This is a genomic window from Pseudomonas sp. SWI7 (genome assembly GCF_006351945.1).
GTDB classification, from domain to species: domain Bacteria; phylum Pseudomonadota; class Gammaproteobacteria; order Pseudomonadales; family Pseudomonadaceae; genus Aquipseudomonas; species Aquipseudomonas fulva.
Genome location: NZ_CP040930.1, coordinates 3,851,646 through 3,873,408, shown reverse-complemented (window position 1 = coordinate 3,873,408; position 21,763 = coordinate 3,851,646). Strand labels below are relative to the sequence as shown.

The 21,763-nt window shown below is 60.5% G+C and carries 19 protein-coding genes; 11 read left to right on the top strand and 8 right to left on the bottom strand.

The annotated features are described in order from the left end of the window. Positions 1 to 28: 28 nt before the first annotated feature. The 3 genes from FH041_RS17655 to FH041_RS17645 all read right to left on the bottom strand — a co-directional run bounded on the left by FH041_RS17655 (position 29) and on the right by FH041_RS17645 (position 2,788). Positions 29 to 1,111, bottom strand: coding sequence for a 5-(carboxyamino)imidazole ribonucleotide synthase (locus tag FH041_RS17655; protein WP_028686788.1), 1,083 nt, complete (start codon positions 1,109 to 1,111; stop codon positions 29 to 31). Positions 1,112 to 1,121: 10 nt separating this feature from the next. Then, positions 1,122 to 1,613: a 5-(carboxyamino)imidazole ribonucleotide mutase gene (purE, locus tag FH041_RS17650; RefSeq protein ID WP_023532690.1), complete on the bottom strand. Its 492-nt coding sequence runs from the start codon at positions 1,611 to 1,613 to the stop codon at positions 1,122 to 1,124. Positions 1,614 to 1,870: 257 nt separating this feature from the next. Then, entirely contained in the window at positions 1,871 to 2,788 is a 918-nt protein-coding gene (locus FH041_RS17645) for a LysR substrate-binding domain-containing protein (protein WP_027913339.1), read from the bottom strand. 182 nt (positions 2,789 to 2,970) lie between these two features. On the opposite strand from FH041_RS17645, the gene aspA reads away from it, so the two are divergent. The 4 genes from aspA to FH041_RS17625 all read left to right on the top strand — a co-directional run bounded on the left by aspA (position 2,971) and on the right by FH041_RS17625 (position 7,861). Beyond that, positions 2,971 to 4,395 carry an aspartate ammonia-lyase gene (gene aspA, locus FH041_RS17640; protein ID WP_023532531.1) on the top strand — a complete coding sequence of 475 codons (1,425 nt, stop codon included), beginning with the start codon at positions 2,971 to 2,973 and terminating at the stop codon, positions 4,393 to 4,395. A gap of 177 nt (positions 4,396 to 4,572) precedes the next feature. Beyond that, positions 4,573 to 5,565, top strand: a complete 993-nt coding sequence (locus FH041_RS17635; RefSeq protein ID WP_028686789.1) for an AraC family transcriptional regulator — start codon at positions 4,573 to 4,575, stop codon at positions 5,563 to 5,565. Between the two features lie 149 nt (positions 5,566 to 5,714). Further along, the gene (locus tag FH041_RS17630) at positions 5,715 to 6,758 is read left to right on the top strand and encodes a histone deacetylase family protein (protein ID WP_027913337.1); all 1,044 of its coding nucleotides are present in this window, start codon (positions 5,715 to 5,717) and stop codon (positions 6,756 to 6,758) included. Next, positions 6,758 to 7,861, top strand: a complete 1,104-nt coding sequence (locus FH041_RS17625; RefSeq protein WP_140174904.1) for a polyamine ABC transporter substrate-binding protein — start codon at positions 6,758 to 6,760, stop codon at positions 7,859 to 7,861. The genes FH041_RS17630 and FH041_RS17625 overlap by 1 nt, the downstream gene beginning before the upstream one ends. A gap of 49 nt (positions 7,862 to 7,910) precedes the next feature. Here FH041_RS17625 and FH041_RS17620 read toward each other — a convergent pair whose 3' ends face one another. Next, complete coding sequence (locus FH041_RS17620) at positions 7,911 to 9,440, bottom strand: PLP-dependent aminotransferase family protein (protein WP_225806664.1); 1,530 nt, start codon at positions 9,438 to 9,440, stop codon at positions 7,911 to 7,913. A 124-nt stretch (positions 9,441 to 9,564) separates the two neighbouring features. On the opposite strand from FH041_RS17620, the gene FH041_RS17615 reads away from it, so the two are divergent. Further along, positions 9,565 to 10,011 (top strand): GNAT family N-acetyltransferase, encoded by a 447-nt coding sequence (locus FH041_RS17615; protein ID WP_028686792.1) that lies wholly within the window; start codon positions 9,565 to 9,567, stop codon positions 10,009 to 10,011. 6 nt (positions 10,012 to 10,017) lie between these two features. Next, on the top strand, positions 10,018 to 10,695 hold the full coding sequence (locus FH041_RS17610; RefSeq protein WP_104926654.1) for a GNAT family N-acetyltransferase: 678 nt from the start codon (positions 10,018 to 10,020) through the stop codon (positions 10,693 to 10,695). Between the two features lie 71 nt (positions 10,696 to 10,766). On the opposite strand, the gene oadA is transcribed toward FH041_RS17610, so the two are convergent. Next, a complete protein-coding gene (gene oadA, locus FH041_RS17605) occupies positions 10,767 to 12,575 on the bottom strand; it encodes a sodium-extruding oxaloacetate decarboxylase subunit alpha (protein ID WP_027913332.1) in 1,809 nt (602 codons plus the stop codon). A gap of 97 nt (positions 12,576 to 12,672) precedes the next feature. Further along, positions 12,673 to 14,088 (bottom strand): acetyl-CoA carboxylase biotin carboxylase subunit, encoded by a 1,416-nt coding sequence (locus FH041_RS17600; protein ID WP_027913331.1) that lies wholly within the window; start codon positions 14,086 to 14,088, stop codon positions 12,673 to 12,675. Between the two features lie 190 nt (positions 14,089 to 14,278). On the opposite strand from FH041_RS17600, the gene FH041_RS17595 reads away from it, so the two are divergent. Continuing rightward, positions 14,279 to 15,241 (top strand): LysR family transcriptional regulator, encoded by a 963-nt coding sequence (locus FH041_RS17595; RefSeq protein WP_027913330.1) that lies wholly within the window; start codon positions 14,279 to 14,281, stop codon positions 15,239 to 15,241. Here FH041_RS17595 and FH041_RS17590 read toward each other — a convergent pair. Then, entirely contained in the window at positions 15,183 to 15,401 is a 219-nt protein-coding gene (locus FH041_RS17590; RefSeq protein WP_080992801.1) for a PA3496 family putative envelope integrity protein, read from the bottom strand. The two genes, FH041_RS17595 and FH041_RS17590, sit on opposite strands and share 59 nt — an antisense overlap. A gap of 122 nt (positions 15,402 to 15,523) precedes the next feature. Beyond that, on the bottom strand, positions 15,524 to 16,390 hold the full coding sequence (hexR, locus tag FH041_RS17585) for a transcriptional regulator HexR (protein WP_023532857.1): 867 nt from the start codon (positions 16,388 to 16,390) through the stop codon (positions 15,524 to 15,526). Positions 16,391 to 16,494: 104 nt separating this feature from the next. Between hexR and zwf the strand changes: the two genes are divergently transcribed. The 4 genes from zwf (at position 16,495) to FH041_RS17565 (ending at position 21,679) form a co-directional block, all read left to right on the top strand. Next, entirely contained in the window at positions 16,495 to 17,937 is a 1,443-nt protein-coding gene (gene zwf / locus FH041_RS17580; RefSeq protein WP_027913329.1) for a glucose-6-phosphate dehydrogenase, read from the top strand. 82 nt (positions 17,938 to 18,019) lie between these two features. Further along, complete coding sequence (locus tag FH041_RS17575) at positions 18,020 to 18,334, top strand: hypothetical protein (protein WP_027913328.1); 315 nt, start codon at positions 18,020 to 18,022, stop codon at positions 18,332 to 18,334. Between the two features lie 137 nt (positions 18,335 to 18,471). After that, entirely contained in the window at positions 18,472 to 20,658 is a 2,187-nt protein-coding gene (gene uvrD, locus FH041_RS17570; protein WP_027913327.1) for a DNA helicase II, read from the top strand. 166 nt (positions 20,659 to 20,824) lie between these two features. After that, positions 20,825 to 21,679, top strand: a complete 855-nt coding sequence (locus FH041_RS17565) for a Tim44 domain-containing protein (RefSeq protein ID WP_027913326.1) — start codon at positions 20,825 to 20,827, stop codon at positions 21,677 to 21,679. Positions 21,680 to 21,763 lie beyond the last annotated feature (84 nt).

The following is a 21,763-nucleotide window of genomic DNA, read 5'->3' as shown; positions in this document are numbered from 1 at the left end:
GGATGCAGAAGTTCGAATTGGCGCTCGATCAGTTGCCGATCAGCGCCTGGACTTGCGCAATCTTGTGCTCGAGTGTGGCCATGTCCTGGCACCGCAATGTGGCATGGCCAACCTTGCGTCCGGCCTTGAACGCCTTGCCATAGTGGTGCAGGTGGCAGTCGTCGATGGCCACGACCTGCTCCACTGGGGGGACTTCACCGATGAAGTTGAGCATGGCGCTCTCTCCGACCTTGGCAGTCGAACCCAATGGCAAACCGGCGATGGCACGCACGTGGTTTTCGAACTGGCTGCACTCGGCGCCTTCGATGGTCCAGTGCCCGGAGTTGTGCACGCGCGGTGCAATTTCATTGGCCTTGAGCCCACCGTCGACCTCGAAGAATTCGAACGCCATGACCCCGACATAATCGAGTTGTTGCAACACGCGACCGACGTAGTCTTCAGCCAGCGCTTGCAACGGATGCGCCTGACTGGCGACCGACAGGTGCAGGATGCCGCTGTCGTGCGTGTTGTGCACCAGCGGATAGAACCGCGTTTCACCATCGCGGGCCCGGACCGCGACCAGCGATACTTCACCGGTAAAGGGTACGAAGCCTTCGAGCAGGCACGGCACGCTGCCCAGTTCGGCAAAGGTGCCGACCACGTCTTGCGCGGTGCGCAGGACTTTCTGGCCCTTGCCGTCATAGCCCAGGGTGCGGGTCTTGAGCACCGCTGGCAGGCCGATGCTCGCCACTGCGGCGTCCAGGTCTGCCTGGGACAGGATGTCGGCGAACGCGGGGGTGGGGATCCCCAGGTCACGGAACATGCTTTTCTCGAACAAGCGGTCACGGGCGATGCGCAGGGCCTCGGCACTTGGGTACACCGGCACGAACTGCGAAAGAAACGCCACGGTCTCGGCCGGAACGCTCTCGAACTCGAAGGTAACCAGGTCAACCTGATCGGCCAGCTGACGCAGGTGTTCCTGGTCGCCATAGCCCGCGAGCAGGTGCTCGCCCAGAGAGGCGGCACAGGCATCGGGCGCCGGGTCGAGGAAGGCGAAGTTCATGCCCAGCGGAGTACCCGCCAGTGCTAGCATGCGGCCCAACTGGCCGCCACCGATTACACCGATTTTCATGGGTTGAACCTCAAGCCTGACGCGGATCTGGATTGTCCAGCACGGTGTCGGTCTGTTCCGTGCGGAACTGCTTCAACGCCGCGTGGTACTGAGGGTGCTTGGCGCCAAGGATGCTGGCCGACAACAGCGCGGCATTGATTGCGCCCGCGCGGCCGATAGCCAGGGTGGCAACCGGCACGCCGGCAGGCATCTGCACGATCGACAGCAACGAATCAACGCCCGAAAGCATCGACGACTGCACTGGCACGCCCAGCACCGGCAGGTGGGTCTTGGCCGCGCACATGCCAGGCAAGTGGGCTGCACCACCGGCACCGGCGATGATCACCTCGATGCCCCGGCCATCAGCCTCTTCGGCGTACTGGAACAGCAGATCCGGCGTACGGTGGGCGGAAACCACCTTCACCTCGTAAGGAATGCCGAGTTTTTCCAGCATATCGGCGGTGTGGCTAAGGGTGGACCAATCGGACTTGGAGCCCATGATCACGCCAACCAGTGCACTCATCGTCGAGCCTCTCCTGCAAGCGCCTTCTGGCGCGCTAAAAGCAACAAGCCACGCAGGTGGACCGGCGTGGCTCGTCATACGGATTATGAATCGACCGGGTCGGCCGAAGGCGCAGGATTGTAGCGTATTCATGGAGGGAGCGCCCACCCCCATAAGCACATGCCGGATCAAAGGGCAAGCTGTCTCGCGGGACAAGTTTTCCCGCTCGAACGGCTATGGCTACAGCGACAAGAATCGCGGATTATCTGAAATACACTTCAAATTGATGCCTCGCCCTGAACGCCGGTCGACTCCAGTTTGCGCCACAGCAAACGGACGTTGGCCTTGCGGACCAAGGCGCAGCGGTACAGGCGAATTTCCAGCGGCACGTGCCACTGGCTGCCACCACAGATCGCAAGTTCTCCACGCTCCAGTTCGCCGCGCATGGACAGGCGCGGTACCCATGCCACCCCCATCCCCTCCAGGGCCATGCTCTTGAGGCTGTCAGCCATGGCGGTTTCATAGACGGTGGTGTAACGCAGATTGCGCTGGCGCAGCAGCAGGTTCACCGAACGACCCAGGAAGGCCCCGGCGCTGTAGGCCAATAATGGCACGCTGGTTTCACCCTCCAGGGTAAACAACGGTTTGCCTTCTGCATCCACGGCACAAACGGGCAGCATTTCGGTGGTGCCCATGTGCAGCGAGGGAAAGATTTCGGCATCCATCTGCAAGGCTGCGTCAGGGTCGTAGAACGCTAGCATCAGGTCGCAGCCGCCTTCCCTCAAGGCATGCACTGCATCGCCGACGTTGGTGGCAACAAGCCGGGTGGCGATGTTCAGCCCATCGTTGCGCAGTTGGGCCACCCAGCGTGGGAAGAAGCCCGATGCGAGCGAGTGCGCGGCTGCCACTTGAATCACTTCGCCCTGACCACCTTCAAGATGATGCAAATGGCGAAGAATTTCGCTCAGCTGGTCGACAACCGTGCGGGCCGTTACCAAAAACAGCTGGCCCGCCTCTGTCAGCTCGATGGGGGTGCGGGATCGGTTGACCAGGGTAAGGCCCAGGGCCGCCTCCAGGCTACGAATCCGCCGGCTGAAGGCCGGCTGCGTTACGAAGCGCCGCTCCGCCGCCTGGGAAAAACTGCGGGTCGAGGCCAGGGCACTGAAGTCCTCCAGCCATTTGCTTTCTAGGTTCATCGGGCCGCTCCCCTGCCGTGCACCAAAATGGAACACGCTCGAAAATCAATCGGCGTCACATCTATCACTATGCCGTTTGTGCATAGGTTAGCGTGCAACAGCATTGGCCGCAAAAACACCTTAGGGCCTAGGATTGGCGCCATTCCGGCATGTGCCGGGTCAAACTCGAGATGATATTTATCATGTCCGCTGCTGCATCGTTCCGCGTCGAAAAAGATCTGTTGGGCACCCTTGAAGTTCCTGCCGATGCCTACTACGGCATCCAGACCCTGCGCGCTGCCAACAACTTCCACCTCTCTGGCGTTCCTCTGTCGCACTACCCCAAGCTGGTCGTGGCCCTGGCCATGGTCAAGCAGGCCGCTGCCGACGCCAACCGTGAGCTGGGCCACCTGAGCGATGCCAAGCACGCTGCCATCAGTGCAGCCTGCGCCCGTCTGATCAAGGGCGACTACCACGAGCAGTTCGTGGTCGACATGATCCAAGGGGGTGCCGGTACCTCCACCAACATGAACGCCAACGAAGTCATCGCCAACGTCGCGTTGGAGGCCATGGGTCACCAGAAAGGTGAGTACCAGTACCTGCACCCCAACAACGATGTGAACATGGCGCAGTCGACCAACGACGCCTACCCCACTGCTATTCGCCTGGGCTTGCTGCTGGGTCACGACGCCCTGCTGGCCAGCCTTGAGAGCCTGATCCAGGCCTTCGCCGCCAAAGGCAAGGAATTCGACCACGTACTGAAGATGGGTCGCACCCAGCTGCAGGATGCCGTGCCGATGACCCTGGGCCAGGAATTCCGCGCCTTCGCCACCACCATGACCGAAGACCTGCAGCGTCTGCGCTCGCTGGCACCTGAGCTGCTCACCGAGATCAACCTGGGTGGCACCGCGATTGGTACCGGCATCAACGCCGACCCGGGCTACCAGGCCCTGGCTGTACAGCGTCTGGCAACCATCAGTGGCCAGCCGCTGGTACCGGCTGCGGACCTCATCGAAGCCACCTCCGACATGGGCGCCTTCGTACTGTTCTCCGGCATGCTCAAACGCACCGCGGTCAAGTTGTCGAAGATCTGCAACGACCTGCGCCTGCTGTCCAGCGGCCCACGTACCGGCATCAACGAGATCAACCTGCCGGCTCGTCAGCCCGGCAGCTCGATCATGCCAGGCAAGGTGAACCCGGTGATCCCGGAAGCCGTAAACCAAGTGGCCTTTGCCATCATGGGCAACGACCTGGCCCTGACCGTCGCGGCCGAAGGCGGCCAGCTTCAGCTGAACGTGATGGAGCCGTTGATCGCCTACAAGATCTTCGACTCGATTCGCCTGCTGCAACGCGCCATGGACATGCTGCGCGAGCATTGCATCGTCGGCATCACCGCCAACGAACAGCGCTGCCGTGAACTGGTCGAGCACTCGATCGGCCTGGTCACCGCCCTGAACCCTTACATCGGCTACGAAAACGCCACCCGTATCGCTCGCGTTGCCCTGGAAACCGGCCGCGGTGTGCTTGAACTGGTGCGTGAAGAGAAGCTGCTGGACGACGCGATGCTCGACGACATCCTGCGTCCGGAAAACATGATCGCCCCGCGTCTGGTTCCGCTGAAGGCCTGACCAGAACGCTGTAACCGTCTCACCAGGTCGAGGGACTAGACACCTCTCAACCTTTCCTAAGCCCGGGCGTATGCTTCGGGCTTTTTTTTGCCCGCCCGGTGCCGATTGGCAGCCATCGACGACACTCGGCATACAACTTGCTCGATAATGCGTCCCAGACCCACGGGACCACTCCGCATGCTGCACAGCCACCTGACTACCCTCAACGCGGTTTCGCTGATCCTCAACGTCTTTCAGGCCCAAGGCTGCGAGGCCTCGGAGCTGCTAGCCGGCAGCGGCATAGGCCCAGCGGACCTTGGCCATGCCGATGCACGCATCACGACCCAGCAGGAACTGCAGGTCTGTGCCAACGCCGTGGCCCGCCGGGAGGACATTGGCCTGGAGTTGGGCCAGCGCATGCGCGTGTCTGCCTACGGCATGCTGGGGTACGCGCTGCTGTCCAGTGCCACTTTGGGTGACGCCCTGGGCCTGGCATTGCAGTATCCGGCACTGCTGGGAACAGTTTTCACCTTGCGCCTGCTCGACGACGGCCACCGTGTCTGGCTCAGCGCCAGCGATTACCGGGATAGTCCTGCGCTGAGCGCTTTCAACGCCGAATTCTGCCTGGTGTCGTTGAAGGTCATCTGCGACGACTTGCTAGGCCATGATCTGCCGCTGCTTGGGGCGCGCTTTGAGCACCTGCGCCCGGGTTACCACGCGCGCTACAGGCGCCTGTTTCAGTGCCCAATCACCTTCGCCTCGCCTGACAACGCCTTCGCCTTCGAGCGGCACTGGCTGAACGCGCCACTGCCTCTGGCCGACCCGATCACCCACAAGGCCATGAAGGAGCGATGCCGACGCCTGAACCTAGAATTCACCGGCCGGCAGGCATGGTTGGGGCGCGTTCGCCAACTGCTTGTCAACCAACTGGAAGCGGCGCCGGGCCTGGAGGGCCTGGCACGGCAGATGAATTGCTCGTCCCGTACACTTCGCCGTCACCTGCAGGCGCTGGGCAGCAGCTATCAGCAATTGCTCGATGAGTTGAAGTTCGAACGGGCCAAGGAACTGCTCGCCGACGGGCACATGCCGATCCACCGCATTGCCGAAACGCTTGGGTACAGCGAGACGGCCAGTTTCCGTCACGCCTTTGTGCGCTGGAGTGGCGTGGCGCCGACTCGGTTTCGCGGGTAAGCCTGCTGGTAGGCCTAGGGTAGCTGCCTCACACGATGAAGGTGTTCGACGTTGGCCATATCTATCCCCTTTTGGCCGGTTCAGATGTTCTCGCTGAGCGGCCCCGTTCGTGACAATGAAGGCACGCCAGTACCCACCGGAGAACAACAATGCTGACGATCTATTCCGATGATCACCGCCTGCACCATGGCCGCTGCGAGCTGATCGATGGCAAGCTCATGCCTTGCTTCGAGATGCCTTCGCGTGCCGACCATGTCCTGGCCCAAGTCCGCAAACGCGAGCTGGGTGAGGTCAAAGGCCCTGATGATTTTGGCCGTACGCCATTGCTGCGCGTGCACAGCGCCGATTATCTCGACTTCTTCGAAGGCGCCTGGGCGCGCTGGGCGGCCATGGGCCAGGAGGGCGATCTGCTCCCCTATACCTGGCCTGCTCGCACGCTGCGGGCGGTCAAGCCTACAGGGTTGCACGGCGAGCTTGGTTACTACAGCTTCGATGCAGGTGCTCCGATCACGGCAGGCACCTGGCAGGCCGCCTACAGCGCAGCCCAGGTCGCGCTCACGGCGCAAGCGGCCATCGAGCAGGGTGCCCACGCCGCGTTCGCATTGTGTCGTCCACCGGGGCACCACGCGGCAGGCGACGTCATGGGGGGCTACTGCTACCTGAACAATGCAGCCATCGCTGCCCAGGCCTTCATCGACCAAGGACGGGCAAAGGTTGCCATCCTCGACGTGGACTACCACCACGGCAATGGTACCCAAGACATTTTCTACAGCCGCGCCGATGTTTTCTTCGCCTCCATCCATGGTGATCCTCAGGACGAATTCCCCTTCTTCCTGGGCTATGCCGACGAAACCGGGGCGGGTGCCGGCGAGGGCTGCAATGTGAATTATCCGCTACCGGCGGGCAGTGACTGGTCGACCTGGCGCGCAGCCCTGGAAGACGCTTGCGAACGCATCGCCGCGTATGAGCCTGAGGTAGTGGTGGTGTCGCTGGGGGTGGACACGTTCAAGGATGATCCGATCTCCCAGTTCAAGCTCGACAGCCCTGATTACCTGGAGATGGGCAAGCGCATCGCGCAGCTCGGCAAGCCCACCCTGTTCGTGATGGAAGGTGGCTATGCCGTGGAAGAAATCGGCATCAACGCCGTCAACGTGCTCGAAGGCTTCCAGCGCGCACAACCCGGAGCTCGATAATGGCCACGATCAAACAGCTACTCGCCCCTCTCGTCGCTGCGGTACTGTGCGCAGGCACCCTGCCCGCCCAGGCCGAACAGCGCACGCTGCGCGTGTACAACTGGTTCGACTACATCACCCCGCAGACGCTGACCGACTTCCAGAAGGACAGCGGTGTGAAGCTGGTGTATGACATCTTCGACACCAATGAAGCGCTGGAAGCCAAGTTGCTGACCGGCAACTCTGGTTACGATGTGGTGGTGCCGTCCAACGTGTTTCTGGCCAAGCAGATCGAGGCCGGCGTATTCCAGCCGCTCGATCGCAGCAAACTGCCGAACTGGCAGCACCTGGACCCGGCCCTGATGAAGTTGATCGAAGCCAATGACCCCGGTAACCGCTTTGCCGTGCCGTACATGTACGGCACCATACTGATCGGCTTCAACCCGGCCAAGGTCAAGGCTGCGTTGGGGGAAAACGCACCTGTGGACAGTTGGGGCCTGATCTTCAAGGAAGAGAACATCGCCAGGCTCAAGCAATGTGGCGTGGCCCTGCTCGACTCACCCTCCGAGATCATGCCGCTGGCCCTTCAATACCTGGGCCTGCCGCCCAACAGCGAAAACCCGCAGGACTACAAGAAAGCCGAAGCCCTGTTGCTGAAAATTCGCCCATCCGTCACCTACTTCCACTCCTCCAAGTACATGGCAGACATGGCCAACGGTGACATCTGCGTCGCTGTGGGCTACAGCGGCAGTTTCTCGCAGGCTGCCAACCGTGCCCGCGAGGCCAACAACGGTGTCGTGGTGGACATGCGCCTGCCCAAGGAAGGGGCGCCGATCTGGTTCGACATGCTGGCAATTCCAAAAAATGCTGCCAATCCGCAGGACGCTCACGCCTTTATCAATTACCTGCTCCGGCCTGAAGTGATTGCGCCGATCAGTGACTTCGTGGGCTATCCGAACCCGAATAAAGACGCTACGGACAAGGTGAGCCCAGCGATTCGCAACAACCCCAACTTGTATCCAACCGCCGATGCAATGACCAAGCTGTATACGCTAAAGCCACTGGCTCGCGATGCAGAGCGCGCACGCACACGGGCATGGACACGCATCAAGTCCGGATCATGACCACCTGCGGCTGGGGTCGTGGCCCCAGCCGCTCTTCACGGTGCGCCGTTCAAGACCGCCAGGCCTTGCGTAGCTTCAGCAAGGCCTCGGCGATTTCCCTTTCAGGCACTGCCGCAAAGCCCACTACCAGCCCTGCCCGTTTATCCACAGGGCACGTGCTGTCATCCAGCCAAAAATGGCTCAAGGGCGTTACTTCCACGCCAACTGCTTCGGCCTGGGCCACCAACGCCCTTTCCCGGCTAACGTTATCCACAGCCAGTGTGACATGCAGGCCAGCTGCGATATCCGGCATGGCGCCCATGCCTTGGATGCCGGTAGGCCATCCGGCCAGTATCGCGTCGCGCCGTGCAAGGGCGGCCTTGCGCATGCGCCTTATATGCCGCTGAAAATGCCCACGCGCCATGAACTCCGCCATCACGCATTGACTGCTGATTTCCGAATGCCGGGAGGCCAGCGCCCTGCCCTGGCTGAAGGGTTCGGCCAATGCGGGCGGTAACACAAGATAACCAAGGCGCAAGGCTGGGAAAGCGATCTTGCCGAAGGTACCGATGTACAGGACCCGTCCATGTTGGTCCAGCGCAGCCAAGGGCGCCAGGGGCGCACCGCTGTAACGGTACTCGCCGTCGTAATCGTCTTCGATGATCCAGCCCTGGGTACGGCGGGCCCAGGCCAGCAGCTGTAGGCGTCGGGCCAGGCTCATGGTGACACCTGTCGGGTACTGGTGAGCCGGAGTCACGTAGGCCAGCCGACATTTTTCCAGCCGTTCGAGCTCGGTGCAATCCATTCCCTGTGCATCAACGGCGATACCCTTTACCTCAGCTCCGCTCAAAGCAAAGGCATGGCCCGCGGCGCGATAGCCCGGGTTTTCCACAGCCACGGTATCGCCAGCGCCTAGCAGCAACTGTGAACAAAGACTGATGGCGTCCTGTGCGCCATGGGTGATCACAATTTGTGCAGCTGTACAATTCAGCCCTCGCGAACGGCGCATGTAAGTAGCGATCAGCTCACGCAAGGCGGGTTCACCCGCCGGGTCCCCATAGCTCAACCTGGCTGGAGACGGATTACGCCAGAAAGCCGCTTGCAGCTTGGCCCAGACGTCGAAAGGAAATAGGTCGAACGCGGGCAGGCCGACGCGAAACGCTCGTGGCTTGCCACCTCTGGGGGGTGCCAGATGATGTTTTTCGAGCAGTTGCAAGGCGGTATCAGCACGGCTGTAACTGGATAAATCCTCAGTGTCAAACGAAGAGTTTGTGGATAACCTTGTTGATAACCCAGGGTATAAGCCTGTGGATAGATGTGTGGACAGTTTGCTCGATGTTCCTACATAGGTCCCATCACCGACCCGCGACTCGATGAAACCCTCCGCGTGAAGCTGCTCGTAGGCCTGGACAACGCTGTTGCGCGAAATGCCCAACATCCTGGCTATTTCCCGGGTTGCAGGCAGCCGAGTACCGCTGCCCAGGCGACCATCGAGCATTCGTTCCCGTAGGGCTTGATACAACTGCTGGCTGAGCCCCAGACGGCGGTCTAGCGTGATCCCGGCAGGGTCGAAGGAAAGATCGTGATGCAACTCGCTCACGGCATTGGCTCTATCAAAAGCGGAGTAAATGGCTCTTACCGAGAGCCAATCTTGTGCATAGCATCACCCTTATACCTGCAATCGAACAGGCTGCGCACACGTGCCAGCCGCCAAGGGATAGCCCATGACGAACATTACCGTACGCCCGGTAACTGCCAACGACCACGCCAGTTGGCTTGCCCTGTGGCAGGCCTACTTGCAGTTCTACAAGACAGAACTGTCCGAGACGGTCAGTCTCACGACCTGGGGGCGTCTGCTCGATACTCGCGAGCCCACGCACTCGGCGCTCGCCTGGCTGGATGAGAAAGCGGTGGGCATGGTCAACTTCATCTACCATCGTTCCAACTGGAGCATCGAGAATGCCTGCTACCTGCAAGACCTGTACGTGGCTGGCGAGCAGCGTGGCTTGGGTATTGGCCGCCAACTGATTCAGCACGTCTATCAGGCGGCGAGCGCGGACGGCTGCACCAAGGTGCACTGGTTAACCCATGAAACCAATTCCACTGCCATCGACCTGTATGAGCGGGTAGCCGAGCGCTCAGGGTTCATTCAATTCCGTAAAGGGGTTTAGGCCAGCATGAGCGATATATTGAACTGGAAGCCGGCCAGCGCGCCCACGGCGCAGCCTATCGATGGACATTTCATTCGCCTGGAGAAACTCGAGCCTGCACGGCATGGCGACGATCTATGGGAGGTGCTGCAAGGTGCGGCTGCCGATCCAGCGCTGTGGGACTACCTGCCTTATGGCCCATTTGCCGAGCGCGCTGGGTTCGACCGTTGGCTGCAAGCCAACGCTGCGGGTACAGACCCACTGTTCTTCACCGTCATCGATCGCACCTCGGGCCAGGCGCAGGGGCTGCTCAGCTTGATGTCGATCGTGCCCGATCATGGTCGCATCGAGATTGGTCACGTTGCCTTCGGAGCCGCGATGCAGCGAACGCCCAAGGGCACCGAGGCGGTGTATCTGCTGGCAAGACTTAGCTTTGCGCTCGGTAACCGACGCCTCGAATGGAAGTGCAACAACGCCAATGCTCGCTCCAGACGCGCAGCTGAGCGATTGGGCTTCGTTTTCGAAGGCGTGTTCCGAAAGCATCTGGTGGTAAAGGATCACAACCGGGATACCGCCTGGTATTCGATTACCGATGACGAGTGGCCGCAGGTGGCCGCCGCTTTCGAGCGCTGGTTGAGCGCTGAGAACCAAAGCCCGGCAGGTCAGTTGCGAACGCTCGAGGCATGCCGCCTGGCAAGCCCTTGAAGCAACGTACCCTGATAAAAAAGGGGAGCATTGCGCTCCCCCGAGGTTAACCCATGGTCAAGGGATCAGGTTCAGCCCTCGATCTCGATCAGGATTTCGCCCGGCGTCACGCGATCGCCCTTGCCCACGTGGATGGCCACGACCTTGCCCGCGATAGCCGCCTGCACTTCGGTTTCCATTTTCATCGCCTCGGTGATGAGCACAGCCTGCCCGGCTTTGACCGTATCACCTTCCTTGACCAGCACATCGACGATGTTGCCAGGCATGGTGGTGCTGACATGGCCCGGGGCGCTGGCCTGCTTGCGCTTGCTGCTACCGCCGCTGACGAACTCGTTGAGCGGCTCGAACACCACCTCTTCCGGCATGCCGTCGATCGACAGGTAGAAGTGACGCTTGCCCTCTGCCTTGACGCCTACACCGGTGATGTCCACGCGGTAGGTTTCACCGTGCACATCGATCACGAATTCGGTCGGTACGCCTTCTCCGCCCGGGGCGGAAACGGCGCCGGCTTCAGGGATAGGCAGCAGCGCTTCGGGGGCCAGGGTGCCGGCCTCGCGCTCTTCCAGGAACTTGCGGCCAATGTCCGGGAACATGGCGAACGTCAGCACGTCCTCTTCACAGCGCGCCAGGGCCCCGATGTCGGCACGCAGCTTGGTCATCTCCGGTTTGAGCAGATCGGCCGGGCGTACATCGATCACCTCTTCGCTGCCGATCGCTTGCCGACGCAGTTGCTCGTTGACCACCCCCGGCGCCTTGCCGTAACCGCCTTGCAGGTACAGCTTCACCTCGTTGGTGATGGTCTTGTAGCGCTCACCGGCCAGTACGTTGAAGAATGCCTGGGTGCCGACGATCTGCGAAGTGGGGGTAACCAGCGGTGGAAAGCCCAGGTCTTCACGCACACGCGGGATTTCCGCCAGCACTTCGTTCATGCGGTTCAGCGCGCCCTGCTCCTTGAGCTGGTTGGCCAGGTTGGAAATCATGCCGCCTGGGACCTGGTTGACCTGCACGCGGGTATCCACGGCAGTGAACTCGCTTTCGAACTGGTGATATTTCTTGCGTACGGCATAGAAATACAGGCCGATCTCCTGCAGCAGCTCCAGGTCCAGCCCGGTATCGAACTCGCTGCCTTTGAGCGCCGCCACCATGGACTCGGTACCCGGATGGCTGGTGCCCCAGGCGAAGCTGGAAATGGCGGTATCGATATGATCAGCGCCGTTTTCCACAGCCTTGAGCTGACACATGGCAGCCAGGCCCGCGGTGTCGTGCGAGTGAATGAAGACCGGCAGCGACTGCTCGGCTTTGAGTGCCTTGACCAACTCGCCGGTGGCAAACGGGGTGAGCAGGCCGGCCATGTCCTTGATGGCGATCGAGTCGCAACCCATGGCCTCCATCTGCCTGGCCTGATTCACGAACGCCTCGATGGTGTGCACCGGGCTGGTGGTGTAGGCGATGGTCCCCTGGGCGTGCTTGCCCGAGGCTTTGACCGCCTCGATGGCCACACGCAGGTTACGCACATCGTTCATGGCGTCGAAGATGCGGAATACATCGATGCCATTGACGGCGGCCTTGGCGACGAATGCCCTGACCACATCGTCGCTGTAGTGACGGTAACCCAGCAGGTTCTGGCCGCGCAGCAGCATTTGCAGGCGCGTGTTGGGCAGTGCTGCACGCAGCTTGCGCAGGCGCTCCCACGGGTCTTCCTTCAAGAAACGCACACAAGCATCGAAGGTGGCGCCACCCCAGACTTCCAGTGACCAATAACCGACCTTGTCGAGTTTCTCGCAGATCGGCAGCATGTCTTCGGTGCGCATGCGGGTGGCCAACAGGGACTGGTGGGCGTCGCGCAGGATCGTATCGGTTACGTGAATCTTCTTGGACATTGTTATCTCCTCGTCGCGGCAAGCTTCGCGCCTCAGTCGGCCTGCACAGACGCGTTGGCGCCGGCTGGCAATCTGGGTTCGCAGCGTGCAGCTGTATTCAAATGCCTGCGTGGGCGGCGATGGCGGCAGCGATGGCCAGGGCCAGCTCTTCGGGTTTGCGCTTGATCGAATAGTTGGTCAGTTCCGGGTGGGTCTCAACGAAGCTGGTGTTGAACTGACCGCTGCGAAATTCCGGATTACGCAGGATTTCCTGGTAGTACGCCGCGGTGGTCTTGACCCCCTGAACGCGCATGTCATCCAAGGCCCGCAGGCCGCGATCCATGGCCTCCTCCCACGTCAATGCCCACACCACCAGCTTCAGGCACATCGAGTCGTAGAACGGTGGAATGGTGTAGCCGGTGTAAATGGCGGTATCGGTACGTACACCTGGGCCACCCGGCGCGTAATAACGGGTGATCTTGCCAAAGCTGGGCAGGAAGTTGTTCTTCGGGTCTTCGGCATTGATCCGAAACTGCAGGGCATAACCACGGTGCTGGATATCTTCCTGCTTCACCGACAGGGGCAGGCCCGATGCGATGCGGATCTGCTCACGCACGATATCGATACCGGTGATTTCCTCGGTGATGGTGTGCTCGACCTGCACGCGTGTGTTCATTTCCATGAAGTACACTTCGCCATCGGCCAGCAGAAACTCCACGGTACCGGCATTCTCGTAGTCCACCGCCTTGGCTGCACGCACTGCCAGGTCGCCGATGTATGCGCGTTGCTCGGGCGTGAGTTGAGGGCTCGGAGCAATTTCGATGAGCTTCTGGTTACGCCGCTGGATGGAGCAGTCGCGCTCGAACAAGTGCACGACGTTGCCAAAGCTGTCGCCGAGAATCTGCGCCTCGATGTGCTTGGGGTTGACGATGCACTTTTCCAGGAACACTTCTGCCGAACCGAATGCCTTGGTGGCCTCGGAGATCACACGCGGGAAGTTCTGCTCCAATTCTTCACGGCTGTTGCAGCGGCGGATACCACGGCCGCCACCGCCCGACGTCGCCTTGAGCATGACCGGATAACCAATGCGATCGCCTTCACTGAGCGCCTCGTGAATGTCGGCGACGTTACCCTCTGTGCCAGGGGTGACCGGAACGCCTGCGGCGATCATGGTGCGGCGCGCTTCGGTCTTGTCGCCCATGCGGCGAATGACGTCGGCAGCGGGCCCGATGAACTTGATCCCGCGCTCGGCGCAGATCTCGGCCAACTCCGCGTTTTCCGAGAGAAAACCATAGCCAGGGTGCAGGGCATCGCAGCCCGTTTCCACGGCCAGGTTCACCAGCTTGCGCGGGTTCAAATAACCGGCCAGTGGCTCTGCGCCAATGCTGTAAGCCTCGTCTGCACGCTTTACATGCAGCGCATGCCGGTCGGCGTCGGAAAAGATCGCTACCGAGCGGATGCCCATTTCGGCGCAAGCGCGCACGATCCGAACTGCAATTTCACCTCGGTTGGCGATCAGGATTTTTTTTATCACTGGATTCTTCCCAAAGCCGTATGAACAGTCGACACGGTTCTACCGGTCGGCGCGTGACCCGTTGTTGTTTGGCCAGTCGCAGATTCACCCTAGCGCTGTAGGTCGATAAACAAAAATCAATATTTGTTAGGGACAGTATTAGCAAAAGCTTATAGTGAAGTTACAAGGTATTGCCGACGAGACGAATAAAATGCGTAAGTCCTTGATGCGTATGACATTGCGCCAGTTGCAGATCTTCAATGAGGTGTGTGACCTTCGCTCCTATAGCCGCGCGGCCGAAGAGATGGCACTCACGCAACCCGCCGTTAGTCTACAGATCCGCCAACTCGAAGAGCTGATTGGCCAGCCGTTGTTCGAATACGTGGGCAAGAAGTTGTACCTCACGGAAGCCGCCGAAGCGCTGCAACGCGCCAGTCACGACATCTTCGGGCGTCTGGAAAGCCTGGATATGCAGTTGTCGGACATGCAGGGGTCTTTGCAAGGGCAGTTGAAGCTGGCGATCGAGTCCAGCGCCAAGTACTTCGTGCCGCATCTGTTCGCGGCATTCAAGCAGCGCCATCCGGAGGTCAACTTGACCTTGACCGTGGTCAACCGGGCACAGGCCATCAGGCGGCTGTCCGATAACCGTGATGACCTGATCATCATGTCCATGGTACCGCAGGACATGGGGCTGGACTTCCTGCCGTTCCTGAACAACCCGATCATCGCCGTCGCACCGCCCGAGCATGCCCTGTGCAGGCTGCCGCAGCTGCGCCTGCAGGACCTCGAGCCCCACACGCTGCTGGTACGCGAACAAGGCTCAGGCACACGCAAGGCCTGTGAGGAATATTTCAAGGAAAAGCGCGTGCACTTCACGCAAACCCTCGAAGTGGCCTCGGCCGATGCCCAGCGTGAATGCGTGATCGCCGGGCTGGGCATCGCGTTGTTGACCCGCCATGCCGTGAACATGGAGCTGGCCACGAGAAACCTAATCGAACTGCCCGTCGAAGAATTACCGCTGTACCGCAGCTGGTGCGTCGTTCAATCCAAGGCCAAGCGGCAATCGCCGGTCGCACTCGCCTTTCAGGCGTTCATACGCAGCGAGCGGTCACTGATCAGCGCATTGGTCGAGCGATTTTCAGGTCAGTCGGTGCCGCTGTCTGCCAGGCAGTGAGCCCTTCGAAGTCAGGGTAATCGGCGACATCACGCAGGAGCTGCCGTTGGTCACAGTAGCTTTCGATGGCGCGGCGATACGCCATGCGTCGCTGGTCCTTTTCCTGCTGCTTGCGAGCCTTGGCGTTAGGTTGGTAGATACCGTCGTGGTCACGAGCCATTGCCTGATTCCCAGAAAGGATGCGGAAGGCTCAGACTGACCCAGCGGTTTTACCGTTTGGAGGCGCGATGATGACAGCGTCGTGACCGATGATGGCTTCTACTCGAAGAACCGAAGCAGGCCTCAGTCGTCATGAGCCTTGATCGACTTGGGCGAGAGTCGCAGGCTACGTAGGCTGCGCTTCACGCTCTTGAGGTGGTTGACCAGGCTTGGCCCGCGCGCCATGGCAACGCCCATGGCCAGCACGTCGATGACCACCAGATGGGCAATGCGCGAGGTCAGGGGCGTATAGATCTCGGTGTCTTCGTGAACGTCAATGGCCAGGTTGACCGTGGACAGTTCGGCCAACGGGGTCTGGCTGGGGCACAGCGTGATCAGATTGGCGCCGCTTTCGCGGACCAGGTTGGCCGTGATCAGCAAGTCCTTCGAACGGCCTGATTGCGAAATGCACACCGCCACATCGCCAGGCTTGAGCGTCACCGCAGACATGGCCTGCATGTGCGGGTCGGAGTACGCCGCCGCGCTGAGCAGCAAACGGAAGAACTTGTGCTGGGCATCTGCTGCCACGGCCCCGGATGCGCCGAAACCATAGAACTCCACACGCTGCGCCTGTGCCATGGCGCTGACGGCCTGCTGCAGCGCCTGTGGGTCAAGGTGCTCGCGTACCTCCATCAGGGTATGCAAGGTCGTGTCGAATATCTTCAGGCTGTAATCGGCGACGGAGTCGTCTTCATGAATAGCGAACTGACCAAAACTGGCCCCGGCGGCCAGGCTCTGCGCCAGTTTCAACTTCAGGTCCTGGAAACCCGAGCACCCGATGGCCCTGCAAAAACGCACAATGGTCGGTTCACTGATGCCGACACTGTGGGCCAGGTCTGCCATCGAGCTGTGCATGACGGCGGCTGGGTCCAGCAGCACATGATCGGCCACTTTCAGTTCCGATTTGCGCAGCAGGTGGCGCGATTGGGCGATATGTTGCAACAGATTCACGGGCTGGACTCGGGTTATGATCGACTGGCCGGGTTGTAGCTTTCTTGTAGTTATACTACATGGACGGCAACCCGCCCAGTTAAACGAACGTGGAGCGTGGTGGTTTGACTATTCCTTGCGACATTCTGGTCTTCGGTGGCACGGGTGACCTGGCCCTGCACAAGTTGCTGCCAGCGCTCTACCACCTGTTTCGCGAAAGCCGTCTGGACCCAGCCGTGCGGATAATCGCCCTGGCCAGACGCCACCTGCTGCGCGATGACTACCTCAAACTTGCAGAGCGACATTGTCGGGCACAAATCGCTCGCCGCGACTTTGACGAAGAAATCTGGCGTCGGTTTTGTGCACGGGTCGACTATTTCGCGATGGATGCGACACAGAGTGCTGATTTCGTTCGGCTGGCGCGCTACCTGGGTGAGCCAGGGGGCCTGATGCGGATCTTCTACCTTGCCACCGCGCCTTCGTTGTTCGCTCCCATTGCAAGTCATCTGCACATCGCCGGTCTCGCCGACAGCGAAGCACGTATCGTGCTGGAAAAGCCGATCGGTCAGTCCTTGTCGTCGGCCACTGCCATCAACGAAGCGATCGGAGCGGTATTTGAAGAGCGACAGGTTTTTCGTATCGACCATTACCTGGGCAAGGAAACCGTACAGAACCTCATGGCGCTGCGGTTCGCCAACGCACTGCTCGAACCCGTCTGGCGCAACGGCCAGGTCGATCACGTCCAGATAAGTGTCGGCGAGACGCTGGGCGTAGAAAACCGTGGCGGCTACTACGATCGTGCAGGCGCAATGCGCGACATGTTGCAAAACCATCTGCTCCAGCTGCTCTGCCTGGTAGCCATGGAACCGCCGGCCCAGTTCGAGGCGGAGGCAGTGCGTGACGAGAAGGTGAAAATACTGCGGGCGCTTCAGCCGATTACTGGGCAAGACGTTCAGGAGAAAACCGTTCGAGGTCAGTACGGTGCCGGGCACATCGGCGGTCAGGAGGTATGCGCGTACTACTTCGAAAAAGACGTCGACAATGACAGCGACACCGAGACCTTTGTCGCCATAGAAGCACACATCGACAACTGGCGCTGGGCCGGGGTGCCGTTCTATTTGCGTACAGGTAAACGCATGGCAAGGCGTTCTTCGCAAATTGTGCTCCAGTTCAAACCCGTTCCGCACGAACTGTTCGAAGGGGGTCAGGTGAACCAGCTACTGATCCAGTTGCAGCCAGACGAGCGGATCAGCCTGCGGATGATGACCAAGACCCCAGGCAAGGGCATGCGCCTGGAGCCGGTCGATCTGGACTTGAACCTGGCCCAGGTTTTCAGCCAGACGCGCCGCTGGGAGGCCTACGAACGCTTGCTGCTGGACGTACTCGAAGGCGATTCGACCTTGTTCATGCGCCGGGATGAAGTAGAAGCTGCCTGGGCGTGGATTGACCCCATCATAGAAGGCTGGGAGGAGCATTTCCAGGCCCCGCGCTCGTATCCTGCCGGGAGCAGTGGCCCGGAGCAGGCCAATAGCCTACTGGCCCGACACGGCAGACACTGGCATGCATGAAGCGTTGCCCAATCGAAGGTTTCCTTGAAAGCAGCGACAGTAGCGATGCGCGTTTGCGCTACTTATCATCAAGGAGGCTCCCATGAGCACACTCAAGAACTTCGTTGCTTACAACCAAACCGCTGGCGGCCAAACGTCCTTCAGGGTTCACGGCGTCGTCACCGTTCCCAGCCCGGCGTACGAACCAGTGCTGGTCGAACCGGTCAGACGCCACCGAGGTGGCTGGGAGGTCCTGGAACTCAAGCTGGTAGACACCGGTGTCATCGCCATGTCAGTGATGACCGAAAAGACCGTTGAGTACGTCCATGAGGGCGCGAGCGGTTTCAAGACGCTGGAAATCATTCACGGAAGTGACAACCTGCGGATCGCCATCGAGGACATTCAAGCGCCCAACTGATGTAGGCGGCCCGTACGCCCAGGATCGAGCCTTGGCTTGAGCCGGGCGCGATGGTCGCGATGAACGGCAGGGGATGAAGGTGAACATTTATACAGTAGGTGTTTGCCCCTGGCTCGGCCTCCCCCTAGAATGTCGAGATGAGCACAGATGACCTCTCCCTCCTGCTGAATTCCCTCAATGACGCCCAACGCCAGGCTGTAGCGGCCACGGTCGGGCGTCAACTGGTGCTTGCTGGCGCCGGTTCCGGTAAAACACGTGTGCTGGTGCACCGCATCGCCTGGCTTATCCAGGTGGAGCAGGCATCGCCGCATTCGATCCTGTCGGTGACCTTCACCAACAAGGCTGCTGCGGAAATGCGCCACCGGATCGAGCAACTGTTGGGCATCAACCCTGCAGGAATGTGGGTGGGGACATTCCACGGTCTGGCGCATCGGCTCTTGCGTGCTCACTGGCAGGAAGCGGGGCTTGTGCAGAACTTCCAGATTCTGGACAGCGACGATCAGCAGCGCCTGGTCAAACGGGTGATGCGCGAGTTGGGGCTGGACGAACAGAAGTGGCCGGCACGCCAGGCTCAATGGTTCATCAACGGCCAGAAAGACGAAGGCCTGCGCCCGCAGCACATTCAGCCAGGCGGCGACCTGTTCTTGACCACCATGCGCGACGTCTATACCGCCTATGAGCAGGCCTGCGAGCGCGCGGGTGTCATCGATTTTTCCGAATTGCTGCTGCGCGCCCTGGATTTGTGGCGCGATCACCCAGGCCTGTTGGCCCACTACCAGCGCCGCTTCCGTCACGTACTGGTCGATGAGTTCCAGGACACCAACGCCGTGCAGTACGCCTGGCTACGTCTGCTGGCCCGCGGTGGTGACAGCCTGATGGCGGTGGGTGATGACGATCAGTCGATCTACGGCTGGCGCGGGGCGAAGATCGAGAACATCCACCAGTACACGGCCGACTTCCCAGATGCCGAGACGATCCGCCTGGAGCAGAACTACCGCTCCACCGGTGGCATCCTCAAGGCTGCCAACGCCCTGATCGCCAATAACAGCGGGCGTTTAGGCAAGGAATTGTGGACCGACATGGGTGAGGGTGAACCCATTACGCTGTACGCCGCCTACAACGAACATGACGAAGCGCGTTATGTGGTCGAGACCATTGAAAGCCTGATCAAGCAAGGCAACGCGCGTGACGAAATGGCTATTCTGTATCGCTCGAACGCCCAGTCGCGGGTGCTTGAGGAAGCCTTGCTGCGCGAGCGGATTCCGTACCGCATCTATGGTGGCCAGCGCTTCTTCGAGCGGGCAGAGATCAAGAATGCCATGGCCTACCTGCGACTGATTGAAGGCCGCGGTAACGATGCCGCGCTGGAGCGCGTGATCAACGTGCCGCCACGCGGTATTGGCGAGAAAACCGTCGAGGCCATTCGCGAGCATGCACGTCACAGCCAGGTATCGATGTGGCAGGCGATGTGCCAGCTGATCGCAGCAAAGGCGCTCAAGGGCCGGGCTGCCAGCGCCCTGGGTGCATTCATCGAGCTGATCGACGGGCTTGCAGCCAAAGTCGAAGACATGCCGCTGCATACCATGACGCAAACCACCCTCGAACAATCCGGGCTGATCATCTATCACCAGGAAGAAAAAGGTGAAAAGGGTCAGGCACGGGTGGAAAACCTTGAGGAACTGGTTAGCGCAGCGCGCAACTTCGAATCGACCGAAGAAGACGCCGACCTCTCCCCACTGTCCGCCTTCCTGGGTCACGCTTCGCTAGAAGCCGGCGATACGCAGGCTGACGAGCACGAGGACAGTGTGCAGCTGATGACCTTGCACAGTGCCAAAGGCCTGGAGTTCCCCTACGTGTTCCTGGTGGGCATGGAGGAAGGCCTGTTCCCGCACAAGATGAGCCTGGAGGAGCCAGGTCGTCTTGAAGAAGAACGTCGCCTGGCCTACGTGGGCATCACCCGCGCCATGCATCAGCTGGTCATGACCTATGCCGAGACAAGACGGCTGTACGGTAGTGAAACCTACAACAAGGTATCTCGCTTCGTACGCGAGATTCCTGCTGGTCTGGTGCAGGAGGTACGTCTGTCGAACAGCGTCAGCCGCCCGTTCGGCACCCCGAAGACCGCCCTCAACAGCCACCTGTTTGCCAATGCGGATATTCCCGAAACCGCATTCAGCCTTGGCCAGCGTGTACAGCATTCCGTTTTCGGTGAAGGGGTCATCCTGAATTTCGAAGGCTCCGGGGCCCAGGCACGTGTACAGGTCAATTTTGCCGAAGGCAGCAAGTGGTTGATGATGGGCTACGCCAAGCTTGAAGCCATCTGAAGGCAAGCATCGGCCCAGGGGCGCACCCAGGTTTGAACGCCTGCGCCGTTGCTTGCTCAAATAGGTCATACCAAGCAAAAGCTCGAAACATTATGTCGCTGGTCATATGCCTTGGAACATGTGCACCATGACGCGCGTGCAATCCACAACAGGGGATATCCCATTTATGCAACGTTTTCTTAGCATCGCACTGGCGCTCTGCGTCGGCCTGACGCTGAGCCTGGACGCCAACGCCAAGCGATTCGGCGGCGGCAAGAGCGCTGGCTCCGCGCCCATTCACCAGACCCGTCAAGCTACGCCGAACACGCCTGCCGCCGCGCCGACCGCTCCTGGCCGCGCACCGGCCGCCGCCAGCGGTGCTTCGCGCTGGTTGGGCCCTCTGGCGGGCTTGGCCGCCGGTGGTCTGCTGGCATCCATGTTCATGGGTGACGGCTTCGAAGGCTTCCAGATCATGGACTTCCTGATCATCGCGCTCATCGCCTTCCTGGTGTTCCGCTTCATCGCCGCACGGCGACGTCAGCAGCAGCCACACATGGCCATGCCTGGCAATGCCCCCATGCAGCGTGAAGCACAGGGTCAGCCTGCACAGCCAAACATTTTCGGCGGTTCGACTGCGCCGGCGGCAGCGCCATCGCCTGTCATCAACGCGCCAGCCTGGTTCAATGAACAAAGCTTCCTGGCAGCTGCCCGCAATCACTTCCAGTCGCTGCAGCAGCACTGGGACGCCAATGAAATGGACAAGATCGCCGAGTTCGTGACCCCGCAGATGCTTGAGTTCCTCAAGCGCGAGCGTGCCGAGCTGGGTGATGGCTTCCAGTCCACCTACATCGACAACCTCGATGTACAGCTGGACGGCGTCGATGAGCGTGACGACCGTACTGACGCTACTCTCACCTTCCGCGGCGTATCGAAGAACTCGCGCTTCGACCAAGGTGAACAGTTCAGCGAAAGCTGGCACATGGTACGTGCCAAGGGCGAGAACCAGCCTTGGCTGGTCGCGGGTATCCGTCAAAACGGTTAATCCGGTCCAAAAACCACGGGCGTATCCGTAAGCTATTACTTTTGGGGCTGCTCTGCAGCCCATCGCGGCAAAAGGCCGCTCCTG

Coding starts and splice junctions, on each gene's coding strand:
- FH041_RS17595 (WP_027913330.1), top strand. CDS start 14,279: ATGCGTAAGTCCTTGATGCGTATGACATTGCGCCAGTTGCAGATCTTC.
- FH041_RS17645 (WP_027913339.1), bottom strand. CDS start 2,788: ATGAACCTAGAAAGCAAATGGCTGGAGGACTTCAGTGCCCTGGCCTCG.
- oadA (WP_027913332.1), bottom strand. CDS start 12,575: ATGTCCAAGAAGATTCACGTAACCGATACGATCCTGCGCGACGCCCAC.
- FH041_RS17590 (WP_080992801.1), bottom strand. CDS start 15,401: ATGGCTCGTGACCACGACGGTATCTACCAACCTAACGCCAAGGCTCGC.
- aspA (WP_023532531.1), top strand. CDS start 2,971: ATGTCCGCTGCTGCATCGTTCCGCGTCGAAAAAGATCTGTTGGGCACC.
- FH041_RS17635 (WP_028686789.1), top strand. CDS start 4,573: ATGCTGCACAGCCACCTGACTACCCTCAACGCGGTTTCGCTGATCCTC.
- uvrD (WP_027913327.1), top strand. CDS start 18,472: ATGAGCACAGATGACCTCTCCCTCCTGCTGAATTCCCTCAATGACGCC.
- FH041_RS17615 (WP_028686792.1), top strand. CDS start 9,565: ATGACGAACATTACCGTACGCCCGGTAACTGCCAACGACCACGCCAGT.
- FH041_RS17565 (WP_027913326.1), top strand. CDS start 20,825: ATGCAACGTTTTCTTAGCATCGCACTGGCGCTCTGCGTCGGCCTGACG.
- purE (WP_023532690.1), bottom strand. CDS start 1,613: ATGAGTGCACTGGTTGGCGTGATCATGGGCTCCAAGTCCGATTGGTCC.
- FH041_RS17575 (WP_027913328.1), top strand. CDS start 18,020: ATGAGCACACTCAAGAACTTCGTTGCTTACAACCAAACCGCTGGCGGC.
- FH041_RS17610 (WP_104926654.1), top strand. CDS start 10,018: ATGAGCGATATATTGAACTGGAAGCCGGCCAGCGCGCCCACGGCGCAG.
- FH041_RS17630 (WP_027913337.1), top strand. CDS start 5,715: ATGCTGACGATCTATTCCGATGATCACCGCCTGCACCATGGCCGCTGC.
- FH041_RS17655 (WP_028686788.1), bottom strand. CDS start 1,111: ATGAAAATCGGTGTAATCGGTGGCGGCCAGTTGGGCCGCATGCTAGCA.
- FH041_RS17625 (WP_140174904.1), top strand. CDS start 6,758: ATGGCCACGATCAAACAGCTACTCGCCCCTCTCGTCGCTGCGGTACTG.